17 protein-coding genes are annotated in these 16,614 nt (G+C 62.0%); 5 read left to right on the top strand and 12 right to left on the bottom strand.

The features are described 5' to 3' along the window. Nucleotides 1-102: 102 nt before the first annotated feature. Genes J2046_RS06210 through J2046_RS06195 form a run of 4 tightly spaced genes read left to right on the top strand, consistent with a single transcriptional unit; the run spans nt 103 to nt 4,100 of the window. Entirely contained in the window at nt 103-456 is a 354-nt protein-coding gene (locus J2046_RS06210; protein ID WP_210050287.1) for a hypothetical protein, read from the top strand. Nucleotides 457-487: 31 nt separating this feature from the next. Further along, entirely contained in the window at nt 488-958 is a 471-nt protein-coding gene (locus tag J2046_RS06205) for a DUF2271 domain-containing protein (RefSeq protein ID WP_210050324.1), read from the top strand. 18 nt (nt 959-976) lie between these two features. Next, nucleotides 977-3,175 carry a PepSY domain-containing protein gene (locus J2046_RS06200; protein ID WP_210050286.1) on the top strand — a complete coding sequence of 733 codons (2,199 nt, stop codon included), beginning with the start codon at nt 977-979 and terminating at the stop codon, nt 3,173-3,175. After that, nucleotides 3,156-4,100, top strand: coding sequence for an FAD:protein FMN transferase (locus J2046_RS06195; protein ID WP_210050285.1), 945 nt, complete (start codon nt 3,156-3,158; stop codon nt 4,098-4,100). Before J2046_RS06200 ends, J2046_RS06195 begins: the two co-directional genes overlap by 20 nt. Before the next feature lie 94 nt (nt 4,101-4,194). Here J2046_RS06195 and J2046_RS06190 read toward each other — a convergent pair whose 3' ends face one another. Genes J2046_RS06190 through J2046_RS06180 form a run of 3 tightly spaced genes read right to left on the bottom strand, consistent with a single transcriptional unit; the run spans nt 4,195 to nt 8,082 of the window. Further along, nucleotides 4,195-4,389: a DUF2933 domain-containing protein gene (locus J2046_RS06190; RefSeq protein WP_210050284.1), complete on the bottom strand. Its 195-nt coding sequence runs from the start codon at nt 4,387-4,389 to the stop codon at nt 4,195-4,197. Further along, the gene (locus tag J2046_RS06185) at nt 4,386-6,602 is read right to left on the bottom strand and encodes a copper-transporting P-type ATPase (protein ID WP_210050283.1); all 2,217 of its coding nucleotides are present in this window, start codon (nt 6,600-6,602) and stop codon (nt 4,386-4,388) included. The genes J2046_RS06190 and J2046_RS06185 overlap by 4 nt, the downstream gene beginning before the upstream one ends. Before the next feature lie 13 nt (nt 6,603-6,615). Further along, nucleotides 6,616-8,082, bottom strand: coding sequence for a multicopper oxidase family protein (locus J2046_RS06180; protein ID WP_210050282.1), 1,467 nt, complete (start codon nt 8,080-8,082; stop codon nt 6,616-6,618). A gap of 310 nt (nt 8,083-8,392) precedes the next feature. Between J2046_RS06180 and J2046_RS33745 the strand changes: the two genes are divergently transcribed. Beyond that, entirely contained in the window at nt 8,393-8,776 is a 384-nt protein-coding gene (locus J2046_RS33745; RefSeq protein WP_233469560.1) for an SRPBCC family protein, read from the top strand. Here the strand turns inward: J2046_RS33745 and J2046_RS06170 are convergent. Genes J2046_RS06170 through J2046_RS06130 form a run of 9 tightly spaced genes read right to left on the bottom strand, consistent with a single transcriptional unit; the run spans nt 8,766 to nt 16,525 of the window. Next, complete coding sequence (locus J2046_RS06170) at nt 8,766-9,650, bottom strand: Pnap_2097 family protein (RefSeq protein WP_325169726.1); 885 nt, start codon at nt 9,648-9,650, stop codon at nt 8,766-8,768. The genes J2046_RS33745 and J2046_RS06170 overlap by 11 nt on opposite strands. Continuing rightward, complete coding sequence (locus J2046_RS06165; RefSeq protein WP_210050280.1) at nt 9,647-10,918, bottom strand: MSMEG_0569 family flavin-dependent oxidoreductase; 1,272 nt, start codon at nt 10,916-10,918, stop codon at nt 9,647-9,649. Before J2046_RS06165 ends, J2046_RS06170 begins: the two co-directional genes overlap by 4 nt. A 14-nt stretch (nt 10,919-10,932) precedes the next feature. Further along, nucleotides 10,933-11,220, bottom strand: a complete 288-nt coding sequence (locus tag J2046_RS06160) for an MSMEG_0570 family nitrogen starvation response protein (protein WP_210050279.1) — start codon at nt 11,218-11,220, stop codon at nt 10,933-10,935. After that, nucleotides 11,213-12,367, bottom strand: coding sequence for an MSMEG_0565 family glycosyltransferase (locus tag J2046_RS06155; protein WP_210050277.1), 1,155 nt, complete (start codon nt 12,365-12,367; stop codon nt 11,213-11,215). Before J2046_RS06155 ends, J2046_RS06160 begins: the two co-directional genes overlap by 8 nt. Further along, nucleotides 12,364-13,338, bottom strand: a complete 975-nt coding sequence (locus J2046_RS06150) for a sll0787 family AIR synthase-like protein (protein WP_210050276.1) — start codon at nt 13,336-13,338, stop codon at nt 12,364-12,366. The genes J2046_RS06155 and J2046_RS06150 overlap by 4 nt, the downstream gene beginning before the upstream one ends. Nucleotides 13,339-13,340: 2 nt before the next feature. Then, entirely contained in the window at nt 13,341-13,883 is a 543-nt protein-coding gene (locus tag J2046_RS06145) for an MSMEG_0567/Sll0786 family nitrogen starvation N-acetyltransferase (RefSeq protein WP_210050275.1), read from the bottom strand. Beyond that, the gene (locus tag J2046_RS06140; RefSeq protein WP_210050274.1) at nt 13,880-15,001 is read right to left on the bottom strand and encodes an MSMEG_0568 family radical SAM protein; all 1,122 of its coding nucleotides are present in this window, start codon (nt 14,999-15,001) and stop codon (nt 13,880-13,882) included. Before J2046_RS06140 ends, J2046_RS06145 begins: the two co-directional genes overlap by 4 nt. Beyond that, on the bottom strand, nt 14,925-15,986 hold the full coding sequence (locus J2046_RS06135; protein ID WP_233469559.1) for a Nit6803 family nitrilase: 1,062 nt from the start codon (nt 15,984-15,986) through the stop codon (nt 14,925-14,927). Before J2046_RS06135 ends, J2046_RS06140 begins: the two co-directional genes overlap by 77 nt. A gap of 56 nt (nt 15,987-16,042) precedes the next feature. Further along, complete coding sequence (locus tag J2046_RS06130) at nt 16,043-16,525, bottom strand: MSMEG_0572/Sll0783 family nitrogen starvation response protein (RefSeq protein ID WP_037153320.1); 483 nt, start codon at nt 16,523-16,525, stop codon at nt 16,043-16,045. Nucleotides 16,526-16,614: the final 89 nt, after the last annotated feature.

Below are 16,614 nucleotides of genomic sequence, written 5' to 3'. Positions count from 1 at the left end.
TAGCCGATCGGTCAAAACGCCGGTCAAAACATAACCGAACCCAAGGAAAAGCCGCCAACCGAAGGTGTTTTGCCCCTTGTGTTCTTTCATTGGAGACCACCCATGATCGACCGCAGACTTCTTCTTGCCGCTGTTGCCGGCACCGCCATTCTCGCCGCCTTCGCCAGCCAGGCCCTACCGCTCGATGCACTGAGATGCAACGGAACAAGGAATGACATCGTGAAGGCGGACTACCGCGAGCACGAGAGCAAGGGAGATCGCCGTCACCGCGACGAGGACGGTCGCTACACCGCCAACGACCGCGGCCGGTATGGCGGCGATGACGACGATGATGATGACGAGGACGAAGGCCGTGCTGCCTACGGCGATCGTGGCGCTCCCGTGCAGCAAAACACCAATCCTCCGGGCAACGGCCTCTTCACGCCCGGCAGCAAGCCGCGCGCCCAGACGAACTGACAAGTCCCCGAAGCGGAGAATAACCATGAGGATCAAATCCCTTCTGGCCGTGCTGGCCATCACAACCACACTGACGGTGCCCGGTCTTGCGCTTGCAAGCGAGGTGACCTTCACCACCAATATGCGTAGCTACGGCGGAGACGGAGCCTATCTCGCCTATTACGTGACGGATGCGCAGGGCAAATATGTCGGCAGCCTATGGATGGCCGGCGGCAAGGCCCGCTACTACGAGCATCTGAGCGGCTGGTACCGCGCCACAGGTGGCGACACGGGCGAAATCAACGGCATTACCGGCGCCAGCGTCGGTTCCGGCCGTTCGCTCAAGATCACGCTCGATCTTGCCGATACGCTCTTCGATGCCGGCTACGAGCTGCACATTGATTCCGCCGTCGAAGACATGCGCGACAGCCCCAACGAGGTTGTCGTGCCGTTGACCTCGGCCGGATCGGGCCAGGCGGCCACGGGCAGCCGCTACGTCGCCGACTTCACTTATACGCGTTAATCACGAAGGAAAATTGCCATGATCCGGTCGCTCCACCGCTGGTTCGGGCTGGTCGCAGCTGCGCTTATCACCGCCATCACCTTGAGTGGTACGGCACTTTCGATCTTCCCGACCTCCGAGGCGCTCACTATCCCTGCCGCTCAGCAGATCAGTGTGGCCGAACTCGCCACGCGGATCCAGGCCGTGGAACCCACGGTGGAGCAGATCAGGCGCGCACCGTCCGGCCGGATCACGGCATACTATTTCGATGGCGACCAACCGGTTTCGTCCATCATCGATCCGGCAACGGGCACGCCCGTCGGCAGCGCCGATACATCCGGCCTCGAGCGGTGGCTTACCAATCTGCATCGCTCGCTGTTTCTCGGCGATACCGGTCGCCTGATTGTCGCCGGTGGAGCAGTGACGATGCTGACGCTGGCCGTCTCCGGTCTTTTTCTGCTGGCGCGCCGCGCAGGCGGCTGGCGCCATATCCTGAAACCCGCCAAGGGTACGGGCGATAGACGCCTTCATGCGGTCATATCGCGGCTTGCGCTACCCGGCCTCCTGCTGTCGTCTCTGACGGCTCTCTGGATGACGGCCGCAACGTTCGGCTATCTGCCCGAGGGCGCCGGCGCTCCGCCCTTTCCGTCGGAAGTCAGCGGCACTACGGGTATTCAGGTCGCTTCCATAACCGTTCTGCAGGAGGCCCCGGTCGGCACACTTCGTTCCCTCGGCTTTCCGGCAGCAGGCGATGCAACCGACGTGTTCACGCTCAAGACGGATGCGGGCGAAGGCTATATCGACCAGGGCAATGGCGAGCTGCTGGCCTGGAACGATGCGAACTGGCTCGATCGTGTGACGAATTTGCTCGCCATGCTGCACACAGGTCAGGGCATGGCCTGGCTCGGCCTGCTTCTCGGTCTCTCTGCACTTTCTGTTCCCATCCTCTGTTGGACAGGCCTGGCCGTCTGGCTCAGGGGGCGTGGTGAACGGAGGGGAGCTTCGGCTTCAGCAAATCACGCCGACACGATCATTCTTGTCGGCAGTGAGGGCGGCGCGACCTGGGGCTTTGCTGAAACGCTCCGGAAATCCCTCTCCGAGCAGGGCATGCAGGTGCATGTTGGACCCATGTCGTCATTCGATCCGGCTCGATGGACCAGCGCCCGGCGGTTGATCTTGCTTGCCGCGACCTATGGCGACGGCGAAGCTCCGGCATCGGCGCGCGGCTTTATCGAGTGCTTCCGACGTACACCCGTCAGGCAGGGTCTTTCGCTTGCCGTTCTCGGCTTTGGCGACCGCAGCTTCCCCGCTTATTGCGGTTTTGCGGCCGACGTCGCCCGGGTCGCGGAAGAAAAGGGCTGGGACACGCTGCTGCCCTACAACACCGTGGATCGCCAGTCGCCGCAGGATTTCGCCCGTTGGGGCCGCGATCTTGCCCGGACACTCGGTCTCGGCTTCGAGCTCAACCATCTGCCGACCAGACCGAAGGCCTGGGAACTGTCGCTGATCTCGCGCCGCGACTACGGCGCAAACGTTCAGGCGACCACCGTCATCCTGCGCTTTTCCCTGCCGAAGACATCCTTCCGGCAGCGCCTGACCGGCAAGGCGTTTCCCCGGTTCGAGGCGGGCGACCTGGTCGGCGTCCTGCCCGAAGGTTCGGATGTGCCGCGCTTCTATTCGCTCGCTTCAGGCACAAAGGACGGGTTTCTCGAGATCTGTGTCCGCAAGCAGCCGGGCGGCCTCTGTTCCGGGCAACTCACGGCACTCGAGCCCGGCCAGCCGGTGACCGCCTTCGTTCGCTCCAACCCGAGCTTCCGTCCGGCACGCGGTCGCAAGCCGGTCATCCTCATCGGTGCCGGTACCGGCCTCGGGCCGCTTGCGGGTTTTGCCCGCGCAAACAAGGCGAGTCGACCCATGTATCTCTATTTCGGAGCCCGCCATCCAGCAAGCGACGCCCTTTATGCGGAGGAATTGTCGAATTGGAAGACGGAGGGCCGTCTGGCGGACGTTGCCACCGCTTTCTCGCGAACCGCGAACCCGGCTTATGTCCAAGACATCCTGCGCAAAGACGGCGCTAGGATCGGCAAGCTGATTGCAGCGGGCGGCCAGATCCTGGTCTGCGGCGGTCGTGAGATGGCAGCGGGGGTGGCCACTGCTCTTTCCGATATCCTGACGCCCCAGGGCGTTAATCTCGCGACACTTAAGGCGGAAGGCCGTTATGCCGAAGACGTTTACTGATCTCACCCGTCATGCCCTGAACGGGCCTTCCATGGGGACACGCTGGTCGGGGCTCTTTCACATGCCAGGCGACTTCAAAACCGTGGAAGTCCGCGCTGCCATGGCGGACGCCGTTGCAGAGGTCGACCGGCAGATGTCCATATGGAAGCCCGAAAGCGATCTCAATCGCCTGAACGCTGCCGCACCCGGCGAATGGGTAGCCCTCCCTGAACACCTGATGAGGGTGCTCGGGATCGGTTTGGCCATCGGTGAAGCTTCGGGCGGAGCCTTCGACATCGGCATGGGCGACGCTGTCGCCGCCTGGGGTTTTGGAGTTGCAGAGGCTGACGAAACGGCAATAAAGGTTGCCCGCCTCGCACGCCGCAATCCGGCCTATGATATGCTGGAGCTCGATCCGGCCAATCAGAGAGCGCGCAAACATGCCGACATGCGCCTTGACCTCAATGGCATCGCCAAGGGCTACGGTGTCGATAGGCTGGCGGAAACCGCAAGCCAGCACGGCATAGAAGCGGGCCTTTTCGCGATCGACGGAGAGCTGCGCGCCCTCGGCAAGCAGCCGGATGGCAGAGGCTGGGCGATTGCAGTTGAGAAACCCAACCTTCACGAACGCGCCGCGCATTCCATCATTGAGCTTGTGGATTCAGCTGTCGCTACATCCGGTGATTATCGCCATTGGGTGGACGTCGGCGGACGCCGCCTCTCTCACACAATGGATCCACGGCTCGGGATGCCGCTCAAAGAGCCACCCGCCTCGGCGACGGTGATCGCAGGCGATTGCACGAGCGCCGATGCCTGGGCGACAGCGATGATGGTTCTCGGCAAGCAGCAAGGGCTGGAATTGGCTGGGAAGCTTGGCTTGTCCGTGCTTTTCCTCTGTTACGACCGCCACGGAGAAGAACCAACACCAGGTCCTCCTGGATGGTGACCTCGCAGGATTGGTCAACCTTCCGCTTTCGGCCGCCTTTCGGGCGATGAAGGCATATTCCAGCAGTTCGTGCTGGATGCGGAGCGCGAGTAGCTCACGGGGTGCGGTCCTTATGATCGTGTCCTCCATGCCCGCCGTGACCGTGGAAGAGGTGCATGAGTGGGCAGGCCAGCAGGAGAAGGTATGGTGCGAGACCCAGCGCATGGGCCCAGTGTTCGCGGAGGATAAAGAAAACGACGATGACGGCGAAGGAGGTCGCCATCAACAGCCATACGCGGGATGAGGTCATAGGCGGGCACTCCTGAGTCTGAGGGAGTTGCCGATCACGCTGACGGAGGACAACGCCATAGCGGCAGCAGCGATGATGGGGGACAACAGGATGCCGAAGGCGGGATAGAGGACGCCCGCCGCGACAGGGACACCCGCTGCATTGTAGATGAATGCGAAGAAAAGGTTCTGGCGGATGTTCCGCATCGTCGTCCGGCTCAACTGTCGGGCCCGTGCAATGCCCTGGAGATCGCCCTTCAGGAGTGTGACCCCCGCGCTTTCGATGGCCACGTCGGTTCCTGTACCCATGGCGATGCCGACATCGGCGGCGGCAAGCGCCGGGGCATCGTTTACGCCGTCACCGGCCATCCCAACGATCCGGCCTTCGCTATGAAGCCGGGCGACAATCTTGCTCTTGTCTTCTGGAAGAACTTCCGCCTCGACTTCCGAAATGCCGAGCTTGCGGGCAACGGCCCGAGCGGTCGTTTTATTGTCGCCGGTCAGCATCACCACCCGGACGCCTTCGGCGACGAGCTGTCGTACGGCTTCCGGCGTGGTTGCCTTGATGGGATCCGCGATGGCGAAAAGACCGATCAGGACACCGTCGGCGGCTATGAAGATCACCGTCGCGCCTTCGTTGCGAAGCTCCTCGGCTTTCGATGCCATGCCGGACACATCGATATGGGCCTCGCCCATGATCCGGTGGCTGCCGAGGACGAGCTTCCTGCCCTCGACAGTGCCCGTCACGCCTTTGCCCACCGGACTGTCGAAATCCTGGGCATTGCCAAGGGGAACGTTACGTTCATGCGCGGCATTGACGATGGCAAGCGCCAACGGATGCTCGCTCGACCGTTCCAGAGTGGCCGCAAGCCGGAGCAACTCTGTTTCGGAAATACCTTCGCGCGGTTCGATTGCAGTGACCTTCGGTCGCCCCTCAGTCAAGGTTCCGGTCTTGTCCACAACCAGCGTATCGACCTTCTCGAAGCGTTCCAATGCCTCTGCGTTCTTGATCAGCACGCCGAGCCTCGCGCCGCGTCCGACGCCAACCATGATCGACATCGGGGTCGCCAGACCAAGCGCGCAGGGGCATGCGATGATCAGGACGGCGACAGCCGCGACCAAGCCATGGGCGAACCTTGGCTCCGGACCCATCAGCATCCAGGTGACGAAGGATACGATAGCAATTGCGATCACCGCGGGAACGAACCAGCCGGACACTTCGTCCGCCAGACGCTGGATGGGAGCCCGGGACCTCTGTGCCTCGGCGACCATCCGGACGATCTGCGACAGCATCGTATCACGCCCGACCTTTCCGGCCTCCATGACGAAGCCACCGGTCTGGTTCATCGTCCCGCCGATAAGTTTTGAACCGACCTCCTTGGTCACCGGCATGGATTCTCCGGTGATCATGGACTCGTCGATGGAGCTTCGTCCTTCCAGAAGGGTACCGTCGACTGGTATTTTCTCGCCGGGGCGAACGCGCAGCCTGTCTCCGACGGCCACCGCGTCAAGACCGATGTCCTCGTCGGTACCGTCAGCCCTCACGCGACGCGCCATCTTGGGGGCGAGATCGAGAAGGGCACGGATCGCGCCGCCTGTCTGTTCGCGGGCTCGCAGTTCCAGAACCTGGCCGAGCAGCACCAGGACCGTGATTACGGCCGCTGCTTCGAAATAGACGGCGACCGCGCCTTCGGCGGAACGGAACGTGTCCGGAAAGATGCGCGGCAGGATTGTCGCCACGACGCTGTAAATCCACGCGACCCCGGTGCCCATGGCGATGAGGGTGAACATGTTGAGGTGGCGCGTCACAATGGACTTCCAACCCCGCTCGAAGAACGGCCAGCCTGCCCAGAGGACGACGGGGGTGGCTAGAGCCATCTGGATCCAGTTCGACGTTTGCGCACCGAGGAGCATGTGGAGGTTCGTCAGGTGACCACCCATTTCCAGCGCAAGCACCGGAAGGGTCAGGATCAGCCCGATCCAGAAGCGGCGCTGCATGTCGACCAATTCCGGGCTTGGCCCCGTCTCGACCGCAGGCATTTCCGGTTCAAGCGTCATGCCGCAGATGGGACAATTACCCGGTCCGATCTGCCTGACCTGCGGATGCATCGGGCAGGTATAAACCACGCCCTCTCCGGCGGGAGGTTGTGACGGAGCCTTTGCAGGCCCCGACTTGTTCGTTTCGTGCTGATGATCATGATCGTGGTGGGCATGTCCATGATGGTCGTGTGCCATGTCGGTCTCCTGATCAGATCGCGCCGTCATAGGTGATGAACGTCATCATACCCGTCGCCATATGATAGAGGTGATGGCAATGCAGCGGCCACCGTCCCGGATTGCGGGTGTCAAAGTCGACGACGATCTCTGCCATCGGCGTCAGCATCACGGTGTCCCGGACGGCTCCGCTCAGGGCTTGGCCGTTGATACCGACGACCTGGAAATGATGTCCATGCAGATGCATGGGATGGGACATCATCGACATATTGCGCATGATGAACCTTACCCGCCGGTCTTTGGCTACACTCAGCGGTTCGCTGGTTTCGATGCTCCAAGTGTAGGTAGCCATGTCGCCGGTTAGTGCCATCATAAATTGATGGTCGGGCGACCGGGCGGCAAGAGGTGCCGAAGCCCGGAGTTGTTGCTCCAGGCCGAGGTCGAGAACGGGACCAGCTTCGGAAGCCGTGGAGTCGATCTTTTTAATGGTCGCCCCCTTGGTCGCGAGAATGATGCCGGTCTGCTCCCTGGCACCTTCGCGCAATGCGAGGACCGGGTACGAACCGGAGCCTGGGGGAAGCTCCAGCCGGATGTCGAGGCGTTGACCCATCGAAATCGGGAAGTGGCTGGCCGAGGTAGGCTCGATATCGATGCCGTCCACAGCTATAAGGCTGCCGACAACGCGTCCGGTATCGATGGTGAAGGCGGTGGCGGTTGCACCGTTGATGATCCTCAGGCGAACTCGGCCGCCGTTCTCGATCCTGACGACCTCCGGGTCGTCAAGGGTGCGGTCGTTCGCGAGATAGGCGTCGTATTCGATGTCGTTGAGGTCCATCGTCGACATGCCCATCATCGGCATGCCCATCCCCGACGTGCCGTTCTTTGGCATCTGATGCTGACCGTGCATGTTCGTCATCATCGACATCATGGCTTGATGATCCATCGGCATTCCGCCGTGACCCGAGCCGCCACCCTTCAGTCCGTCCAACAGTTCTTCGGGTGACTTGAAGGAAAAATCGTGAAGCAGGATCACGACTTCCTGCTCGTCGCGGGCGCGATCCTCGGCAGTCCGCACGATCAGAGGTGCGGCGAGCAGGCTCTGTTCCTGCAGGGTGTGGGCGTGCATCCAATGGGTGCCGCCGGGACCGACAGGGAACTGGTAGTCCCGCATCTCCTTGCCGGGAAGCAGAGCGGCCGGATTGTCCGGAACACCATCCATCTGCCACGGCGGCGTCAGGCCATGCCAGTGGATGAGGGTGTCTTCGGACGTCTCGTTGATGAGGCGGACGTTGAAATCGGCGCCTGCGTCCAGAGCGAGGCCTGGGTTCCCATTGCGGTCGGCCAGTCCGAAGACGGACGCGGCCCTGCCATTGACCTCCAGGATCCTCCTTCCGATGACCAGATCGGTGGGAGCGGGATTTGCATAGGCGCGGGTAAAATTGAGGACAGGCGAGACGACTGCCGCACTGGCCAGCGTCTTCAGGAATTGACGGCGATACATGATATGCCTCTCGATCTATGTCGGCGTGCCGACAGTGCTGATGAAGGAAGTTGGCCCACCGGTCAGGCGAGCATGTCATCAGGCAGCAGATCGAGGAGGCTCCAGCCCGGGGGAAGGCACCTGCCCCAGCAGATGGTCGTGCAGTTCACCGAACCGGGCGATCATAGGTGTTTGCCACGCCGCAATGGTATTCCGCACCGGGACCATGAGCACACACGCGAGGCAGACATCAGCACAGCAGGCTTTGTCCGCCAGGGCTGGCTCTGTGGAGCGGTACTCTTCCACGCTGTTATGGCTTATGGAGGCGTGCTTGCTGGAGCACGGCTGGGGCAAGGCATGGGAAGCCCCGCCACCGAAAAGAACGGCGACTGCGATGAGTGCCGCGATCGCACTCCAAATCAGCCTTTTCTGCATGCACAGATCCATTCTTAACTCATTCCCGCCGCTTCCGTATGCTAATGAAACGGATGCTGTCGGCTTTGACCTTTGTCAAACAGGCTGGCTGCCTATTAAATCCAAGGATGGGATATTGAGCCTTCCAGCAGGGGGAAGGTCAAGAAGACCTTTTGGGGCCGGGGTGGATATAGCGCAGGCAGGCGTACGAGACGTCATTCCTGGCGAGGCTTGCTATCTCGGCTGGCAAGAGGCGCTGCGAAATCTGGCAAGGCTTGTCGAGCCAGAGATTAACGAATAGCGCGTCGGGTTGCTTGCGTATCCTCCACAAACAGGTAGGCTATCCTTGTTCCATCTTCTCGCGTCAATTCGCAGGCATATCGGAGGCTCCCCGATTTCTGCAGATATCTGAGATGGGTCGTCACCATTTCTCCAGGTACGATATTGCCCGTGAAGAAGGCATCGCGGCGAGTGAAGGAGCGGGTTTCGTCGGGAAACCATGTTTCAACGGCGCGGTCTGCAATCGCCTGGAATTCCGCGAAATAGAACAGGCCGGCGCCGTTGAATTCCTGATGGGGGCTTGGCCTGAAGCGATGGCAGAGCAAAGCCGAATCGAACGAGATTGACATGCCAAGATGACTCTCGGCAGTTCCGCGGCGGAAGGAGGCCGCCGTGGCTGCGAGCTCGCTCTTGGCAAACGGTTCGGCCAGTGCTCCCCAATGGCCTACTCTCGCCAATGTGCGGTTATCGCCCTCAACCGTGCGATGGACGAAAGCGGAAACGAGCTCCACTTCACCGATGCAGAAGCCGCGGATTTCCAGCCAGTGCCGGCTGGACCATTGCGTCCGGGACACTTGTTCCACGGACGAGCGGATGGTCAGGACGTCATTTGCCGCCGCGAGTTCAAGGCGCGCCTTCTGTAGCGACGTAGCGCATAGGGAGGCATAAACCTCCCGACCGTCGGGCGTTCGGAAGTCCGCGTTCTCCATGCCAAGCCGTATGGCCAGCAGCACCCAATGCCGGTGCCCCAGTTCCTTCATCAACCAGGTTTCGGACAGACCGTAAGGATTGAGGTGCGGCATTCCGAGAAGGACATGAGGTTCGAGCGCACGTTCCATCAGCTCGCGGGGAGAAGGCGTGTGTGGTGAGATATCGATGGCGAGGTTCAGAGTCAACGACTTGCCGCCTGCCTGAGCGCGGGCTGACCGGCTTCCAGATAACCGGCGAGATGGTCGACGACATGCTCGGCATCCTTGCCGACGGCGAGAAACCGACCGGACCCCCAGGTCCAGAGCCAGGGCAGGCCCAGCACATAGACGCCGTCGATGCCAGTCACCCCCCGCCGCTGGACGGGGTAGCCGGTGCCATCGAAGATCGGCAGGCCGACATAGGACCAGTCCGGGTGGAAACCCGTGGCCCAGATGACGGAAGTGACGTCTTCGGCCTTGAGGTCGAGTTCCTCCGGTTCGTTCTCCGGTTCCCAGAGGGGCGTGTAGACGCTTGCCGGCGGCGCATCGATGCTCTTTTCCGCGATATGGCGGTCGATCAGCGCATTGATGCCGTTATAGACCCGGTCGGCGCCGTCGAGATTGGCCTTGAGGTTCGGCTCGAAGATCATCCGCCCGCCCGAGACGCCGACCATGCGGCCGTAGAGCGACATGCCTTCCAGTGCAAACTTCCTGAGGTCGATGTCGCGTCCGCCATCGCGGCCGGTTAGATAATGGTTGGTGTCGTGCTTCTTTTTCGTCATGCCGTCATGTTCGACGGTGATGTCGTACTGGCCGACGTCGGAGAGCCAGTCGACGACGTCGCGGCCGCGGTAGAAGCGGGCACAGCGCGGTGCGTTCCCGGTGACCATGTGTACTTTGCGGCCGGCAAGATGCAGATCCTCGGCGATCTGGCAGCCGGACTGGCCGGAGCCGACGACGACGACAGCGCCTTCCGGCAATTGGTTCGGATTACGGTAATCGACCGTGTGGAGCTGAACGATCTCTTCCGGCAGGCGTTCGGCGGCGCGCGGGATCGCAGGTCGGCTATAAAGGCTGGTGGCGAGGATAACGCTGTCGGCGGTGACCGTACCCGCCGAAGTCTCGACCTTGAAGAGGTCGCCGTTTTTTTCGACCGAGATGACTGCCGTGCCTTCCAGCACCGGTGCATTCACCCTCTTTATGAAACGGTCGACATAGGCGATGATCTCGTCCTTGACCATGAAGCCGTGCGGATCGTCGCCGTCATATGGATGATCGGGAAGCTGGCACTGCCAGTTCGGTGTCACGAGACAGAAAGCATCCCAGCGCTCGTCCTTCCACTTGTGAGCAACAGTCTTTTTTTCGAAGACGACATGATCGATACCGTGCTTCTTGAGATAATGGCTGGCCGAAAGCCCGGCCTGCCCGCCGCCGATGACGACGGCGCTATAATGCGGCTTGAGGGTCGAGGTCATTGGGAGAAGTCCTTTCAGAGGATGAAACTTTGGCAGCGGACACGCGCTTCGGCGTCGTCGAGGAAAAGTGCGCCGGCCGTCTCGATGCGGGCAAGCTGGCCGCGTGCGAGTGAGCAGGGGTAGCCGTATTTCGCTTCGACGCGATCGCTGGCGATGGTCAGCGCCTTCCGGCTCAAGTCGAGGAATTCGCGGATCGGGTAGGTCCGGCCCTCTTCAAAAAAATCCTTGATGACCAGCGAAGGGGAATAGCAGGTTTCCTCCCGGCCATCCGGCCAGGCGATGACGAACCGCATTTCAGGCATTGGTGACCTCCTTCAATGTCGCATAGGCGGAGAGATGGGCTTCGGCGACGCGGCGCCACGAGAACCGGCCAGCGACCTCCAGGCCGCACGGGATGACGCGCTCGCGGATTCGCGGCACGAGGGAAAGCGCCATGGCTTCAGCGATCGATGCCGGATGATGGGGATCGCACCAGATCGCCTCGTCGGCGGTGAGGTATCCGGTGAATGGCGCGATGGAAGAGACGATGACCGGCACCCCGCTCGCCATTGCTTCCAGGACCACCAGACCGAAACCTTCCTTCAGGGAGGGGAAAACCAAGGCATCAGCGAGCCGGTAGAGATTGGGCATATCCTCATCGGCGACCGGGCCGATCAGATGCACGGCGGCAGCATGATCACGCAGCAGGGCGAGCTCGGACCGGAACTCTTCCTGGTAACCGCTGTGATCGAGCAGCGAAGCTCCGCCCGCGACGACAAGCAGAGCATCGGGCCGGACGGCGCGGAGTTGACGGAATGCCTCGAGAATGCCGATCGTGTTCTTGCGTGCCTCCACGCCACCGATGCTGAGGAAGATCGGGCCGGGGGGCAGTTCCAGGCGGTCACGGAGCGCCGTCTGCTCGCCGTTCCAGACAGGCGCGAAGCGTTCGACATCGACGCCGTTGCCGACAACGGTGGCGTTAAGCCCACGGTCCCACAGCACCCGCTGCCATGCTGAACTGACGGTGAAGAAAATGTCCGCCGGATCGATGGAGCGGTCCTGCAATTCCATCAGCCGAGGATCGGCAAACTGATCGATATGGTGGACGGTCCGAGCAAAGAAGGGGATGACACTACGTTGCTTGAGCGTCGCAAGCGCATTACCGGAAATCCCATCATGGGCGTGAAAGATGTCGAAGTGGCGGGCTGCGGGGCTTTCGAAATGTCTTACGTAGTCGGCGATCCGCCGTTCCACCATCGCCGTCATGTCCGCCGGTGCCGGCTCGACCGGAATGCACATCGTCCCACATGCGGGTGTGCGGAAGAAGCCCGTTCCCTTGGCATCCGGCGCATGCAGCACGACCTCGTGACCGAGAATGGTCAATGCCTCGGAAAGCTGCATGGCATGCACCACGCCGCCGCGCGGATTGGTGGAATGGGACAGCATGGCGATGCGGAGCGGTCGGATCATGCGGCCTCCTCCCGTCGACCGAGCCGCAGGAGCGGCGTTGCGGCATGGTCGCGGATAACCGCGCGATTGCCATCGGCATTGATGGCGACCTCGCTGCCGGCAATGACGGTGCCGATGACGGCGGCTACAATGCCGCGCGCGGTGAACTTTTGAAGGACGGCTTCGGCATTTTCCGCCGAGGTAGAGATCAGGTAGCCGAAGCTCGGGAAGGTGGCGAGCCAGCGGTCCAGCACAACACCATCCGGAACGGGAATGGCGGAAACATCAATCTCGATGCCGACGCCGGAACATTCCGCCAGCATGATCGCAGTGCCGGGAATGCCGCCCTGGCTGATGTCCTTGGCGGCAAAAGCCAGCCCGGCCTCGGCGATTTCGGGCAGGATCTCGAGATCCCCGCGTAAGCGGGCGGGCGGGGCATCGGTTGCGGCTTCCCAGTTATTGAACGGCTCGCGGTAGCGGCCGCGATGGTCGATCGCGGCGATCAGCAGATTGCCGGGCTTCGCGTCGAAGCTGGTCAGCAGTTTCTTCGCCCGGCCGAGGATAGCGACGGACAACTGTCCGCGATCAGTGCGGATATTCGTGTGTCCGCCGACGATCGGCACGCCATAGGCCCTGGCCGCTGCCCGCAGTCCTTCCAGAACAGGAGTGGCACCCGCCTCTCCATTCGCCCAGACGGCATCGACCACGGCAACCGGGCGGCCACCCATGGCAGCAACGTCGGAGATGTTGACCATCACGCCGCACCAGCCCGCAAACCACGGGTCGGCGGCGACGAATTCGTTGATGAAGCCTTCGATGGCGAAGAGGAGGAAGCCGTCACCGTCGGCAAGTGCGGCACAGTCGTCACCGACGGCAACTGGCTGGCCGGCAAGGCTGAGGCCGGCGGCGACCGTGCCGATATCCGCCTTGGCGGCAATGCCCGAAGAGGCGGTAAGTTTGATGGCAAGCGCCGGGATATCGATCGCCGCCATGATCATGCCGCCTTTTTCGGGAGGGCGACGAAGCCGGCTTCCGGCGTGGAGCAGGGCGGATACCAGGCGAGATTGGCCCTCATCCTCAGATGCGGCTTGCCGTAGATCTCGAATTCCTCGACCACGTCCCAGTGAAGCCGGCGGAAGAGCAGCCCGTTCTGCACCTGCACATTGGCGAGGAAGGTATGGCAGCCCATGGCGTTGGCCGACGACACGGCGAGCTTGATGAGCGTTGCGCCGAGCGCACCGATCTTGCGGAAATCCGCATGTACCGCGAGCCGTGAGCCCCACCAGAGGCCAGGCTCAGCCTGATGGATACGCACCGTGCCGACCAGCCTGTCGGCTGTGACGCCCATCATCGAGAGCGCGACGATCGGGATTGCATGGTCGTCGATCGCATCACGATCGTCGCCGTCGAAGATCCTTTGCTCTTCGCAGAATACGGCGCGGCGGAGCGCATGCGCCCCCCGCCGCTCCCAAGCGGATCTCGCGAACTTCACCTGGAATTCGCCGGCCTGATAGGGTGCGAAGGGCTCGAAGATCATCTGGCCAGCATCCTTTCATAGGTGGAAAGGGCGGAGCAGGCACCGCATTTGCCGCAGCCCGCCTTGATGTCGACAGCCTTCAGGCCGCCGTCGACCAGCATCTTCGAAAGAGGGGCGAGGATCGAGTGCATGAAATCCGGCTTCGGCGCCGGGTGGCTTTCGAGCGGCGTTCCCGAAATGGGAACAAAAGGCACGACGAAGGGGTAGACGCCGATCGCCACCAGTTTCTCGCAGATGTCGAGGATCGCTTCGCGTGTGTCGCCGAGACCGGCGAGGATATAGGTCGAAACCTGGCCGCGGCCGAAGACTTCCACGGCCGCCTTGAAGGATGCCATATATTTGCCGATCGAGACCTGTGCCTTGCCGGGCATGATGCGGGCGCGGACCTCCGGCGTGACCACTTCGAGATGCATGCCGAGCGCATCGATGCCTGCACCCTTCATGATCGAAAACCAGATGTCGTCTTCCGGCGGTTCGCATTGCGCCTGGATCGGTAAGTCGACGGCCGCCTTGATGGCGCGGGCGCTTTCAGCAAGCACGGCCGCGCCGCGATCTGGTCCTTTCGGCGTGCCGGTCGTCATGACCATGTGCTTGACATCGTCCAATTCGACGGCGGCTTTTGCAACTTCCGCCAGTTGTTCCGGTGTCTTGTGGGCGATGGTGCGGCCGGCGGCCAGCGACTGACCGATGGCGCAGAACTGACAGGTTTTCGTGCGGCTCTGGTAGCGGATGCAGGTCTGGAGCACGGTCGTTGCCAGTACATCGCGGCCGTGCAGAACAGCGATCTGCGAATAGGGAATGCCGTCTGCCGTTGAGCGTTCGTAGAAGCGGGGGCGGAGCGGGAACGAGACCTCACCGAGGATACGCCCATCGCGGCTGATGCGGCTCTTGCCCGTCTCGTCCGGTCTTTCGACGAGATATGGGCTTTCAAAAGCCGGCGCCGTGTGGACCGGCACCATGACCGTCACGCCGTCTATGGTCATCGGTTTGTGGTCGGAAGGGCCGGCACCGCCCCGGCGGCTCTCGTGCCCTGCCTTCGGATCAACCAGCCTGGCTCCGAAGGACTGCAACTCGTTGATCAGGATCTCGGTCGGAAGACGCGTCGTCGTGGTGTCCATCGGTGCTGCTCCTAACGGGTGCGGTTTCGAAAGAATTCTGGGATGCGACCATCGGTGCCGCGGCGCGGCCGTCGATGACGAGATGCAGGAGTTCAGGGCGGGCATAGTGGCCGATCGAATCCATCATCCGCTTGCGCTTGACGATGAGGCTCATGTCGAGGTCGGCGATGAGGATACCCTCGCCCTCGGTGATCGGCGGGGCGAGGTGTCTGCCTTCCGGCGAGACGATCGCCGTCATGCAGCCGCCGCGCAGCGCCTTCTGCAGGCTCTGGTCCGGCGTGATCGAGGCAATCTGCTCGTCGGTGAGCCAGCCGGTGGCGTTAACGACGAAACAGCCGCTCTCAAGCGCGTGGTGGCGGATCGTCACTTCCATCTGCTCGGCGAAGATCGGCCCCACCATAGAGCCCGGGAACTGGGCGATATGAATTTCCTCGTGCTGTGCCATCAGCGCGTAGCGTGCGAGGGGATTGTAATGCTCCCAGCAGGCGAGCGCTCCCAGCCGGCCAATGCTGCTTTCGACCACCGTCAGGCCGGAGCCGTCGCCCTGGCCCCAGATCATCCGCTCGTGGAAGGTGGGCGTGATCTTGCGGCGCTTCAGGATGAGCTTGCCGTCGGCATCGAAGAGAAGCTGGGTGTTGTAGAGCGAGCCATGGTCGCGCTCGTTGACGCCAAGTGCCACCACGATGCCATGTTCGCGGGCAGCGGCTGCGACCGCGTCAGTTGCTGTGCTGGGAACGGTGACGGCTTCCTCATAGAGACGCAGATGCTCGCGGCCGGAAAGGACCGGAGGCAGCACAAAGGAGAAATAAGGATACCAGGGGACGAATGTCTCAGGAAAGACGACGAGTTCCGCCCCTTTCAAGGCCGCTTCGCGGATCGTTTCCAGCACACGGGCTAGGGTCTTTTCACGGGAGTTAAGGTCCGGCGCGATCTGCGCGGCTGCGGCCCTTACCGTCGATTTCCGGGCGATCGTTTTGTTCTCCATGGCGGAATCCTTCGGTTTCAGATGAAGGAGGCGGAGGAGACTCCGCCTCCTGCCACTCAGAGCGTCCAGGTGTCGAGGATGAAGGCGCCATCGCGGCGGTGGATCAGGATGAGGTCCAGCACGTCGAGCGGACTGATCGGCGTAATGCCGGGGATCAATGATGGTTCGCCATGGCCGTAAAGCGCCTGCAGCGCAAACCGGCAGGCATAGACCTTGCCGCCTTCTTCCATGAAACCCTTGAGTTGGTTGTTGAAATTCAGGTGGCCGGGGAAGGCTTCCGAGCCGAGTTTGGGGAAGCCTCGCTGCACGCCGAGCGTAACGCCGGGGCCATAAAGGAGGACTGAGGTCTCGAAGCCCTTTCGCTTGAGGCGCTTTGCCTGCAGCAGGTTTACGAGGCCGATCGAACCTTCGAAGGCAACGGTGTGGAAGGTGATGAGGGCTTTTTCGCCCTCTTTGGCCTGAACGTCTTCGAAGACTTTTTCCTCGTAGTCGACGAAAAAGTCCCCATCAGCATGGGCCGGTGCGGTAACTGCGGGCATGAATGGCTCCTGTGTTTGAAGTCAGGCCCCGTTGCGGGGTACTGCCATCCAACTGCAAGCACCGTGCCAATATTGAGTTTGCCTAAAAT

This window comes from Neorhizobium petrolearium (assembly GCF_017873175.1).
GTDB lineage: Bacteria > Pseudomonadota > Alphaproteobacteria > Rhizobiales > Rhizobiaceae > Neorhizobium > Neorhizobium petrolearium.
The sequence above is the reverse complement of the archived record's forward strand: the minus strand, read 5'-3'. Positions and strand labels throughout refer to the sequence as shown.

Excerpts from the sequence above, each read along its gene's own strand:
- J2046_RS06145 (WP_210050275.1), bottom strand. The coding sequence starts at position 13,883 with ATGATCTTCGAGCCCTTCGCACCCTATCAGGCCGGCGAATTCCAGGTG.
- J2046_RS06190 (WP_210050284.1), bottom strand. The coding sequence starts at position 4,389 with ATGACCTCATCCCGCGTATGGCTGTTGATGGCGACCTCCTTCGCCGTC.
- J2046_RS06140 (WP_210050274.1), bottom strand. The coding sequence starts at position 15,001 with ATGGACACCACGACGACGCGTCTTCCGACCGAGATCCTGATCAACGAG.
- J2046_RS06210 (WP_210050287.1), top strand. The coding sequence starts at position 103 with ATGATCGACCGCAGACTTCTTCTTGCCGCTGTTGCCGGCACCGCCATT.
- J2046_RS06160 (WP_210050279.1), bottom strand. The coding sequence starts at position 11,220 with ATGCCTGAAATGCGGTTCGTCATCGCCTGGCCGGATGGCCGGGAGGAA.
- J2046_RS06185 (WP_210050283.1), bottom strand. The coding sequence starts at position 6,602 with ATGGCACACGACCATCATGGACATGCCCACCACGATCATGATCATCAG.
- J2046_RS06155 (WP_210050277.1), bottom strand. The coding sequence starts at position 12,367 with ATGATCCGACCGCTCCGCATCGCCATGCTGTCCCATTCCACCAATCCG.
- J2046_RS06180 (WP_210050282.1), bottom strand. The coding sequence starts at position 8,082 with ATGTATCGCCGTCAATTCCTGAAGACGCTGGCCAGTGCGGCAGTCGTC.
- J2046_RS06200 (WP_210050286.1), top strand. The coding sequence starts at position 977 with ATGATCCGGTCGCTCCACCGCTGGTTCGGGCTGGTCGCAGCTGCGCTT.
- J2046_RS06135 (WP_233469559.1), bottom strand. The coding sequence starts at position 15,986 with ATGGAGAACAAAACGATCGCCCGGAAATCGACGGTAAGGGCCGCAGCC.
- J2046_RS06165 (WP_210050280.1), bottom strand. The coding sequence starts at position 10,918 with ATGACCTCGACCCTCAAGCCGCATTATAGCGCCGTCGTCATCGGCGGC.
- J2046_RS06130 (WP_037153320.1), bottom strand. The coding sequence starts at position 16,525 with ATGCCCGCAGTTACCGCACCGGCCCATGCTGATGGGGACTTTTTCGTC.
- J2046_RS06150 (WP_210050276.1), bottom strand. The coding sequence starts at position 13,338 with ATGGCGGCGATCGATATCCCGGCGCTTGCCATCAAACTTACCGCCTCT.
- J2046_RS06195 (WP_210050285.1), top strand. The coding sequence starts at position 3,156 with ATGCCGAAGACGTTTACTGATCTCACCCGTCATGCCCTGAACGGGCCT.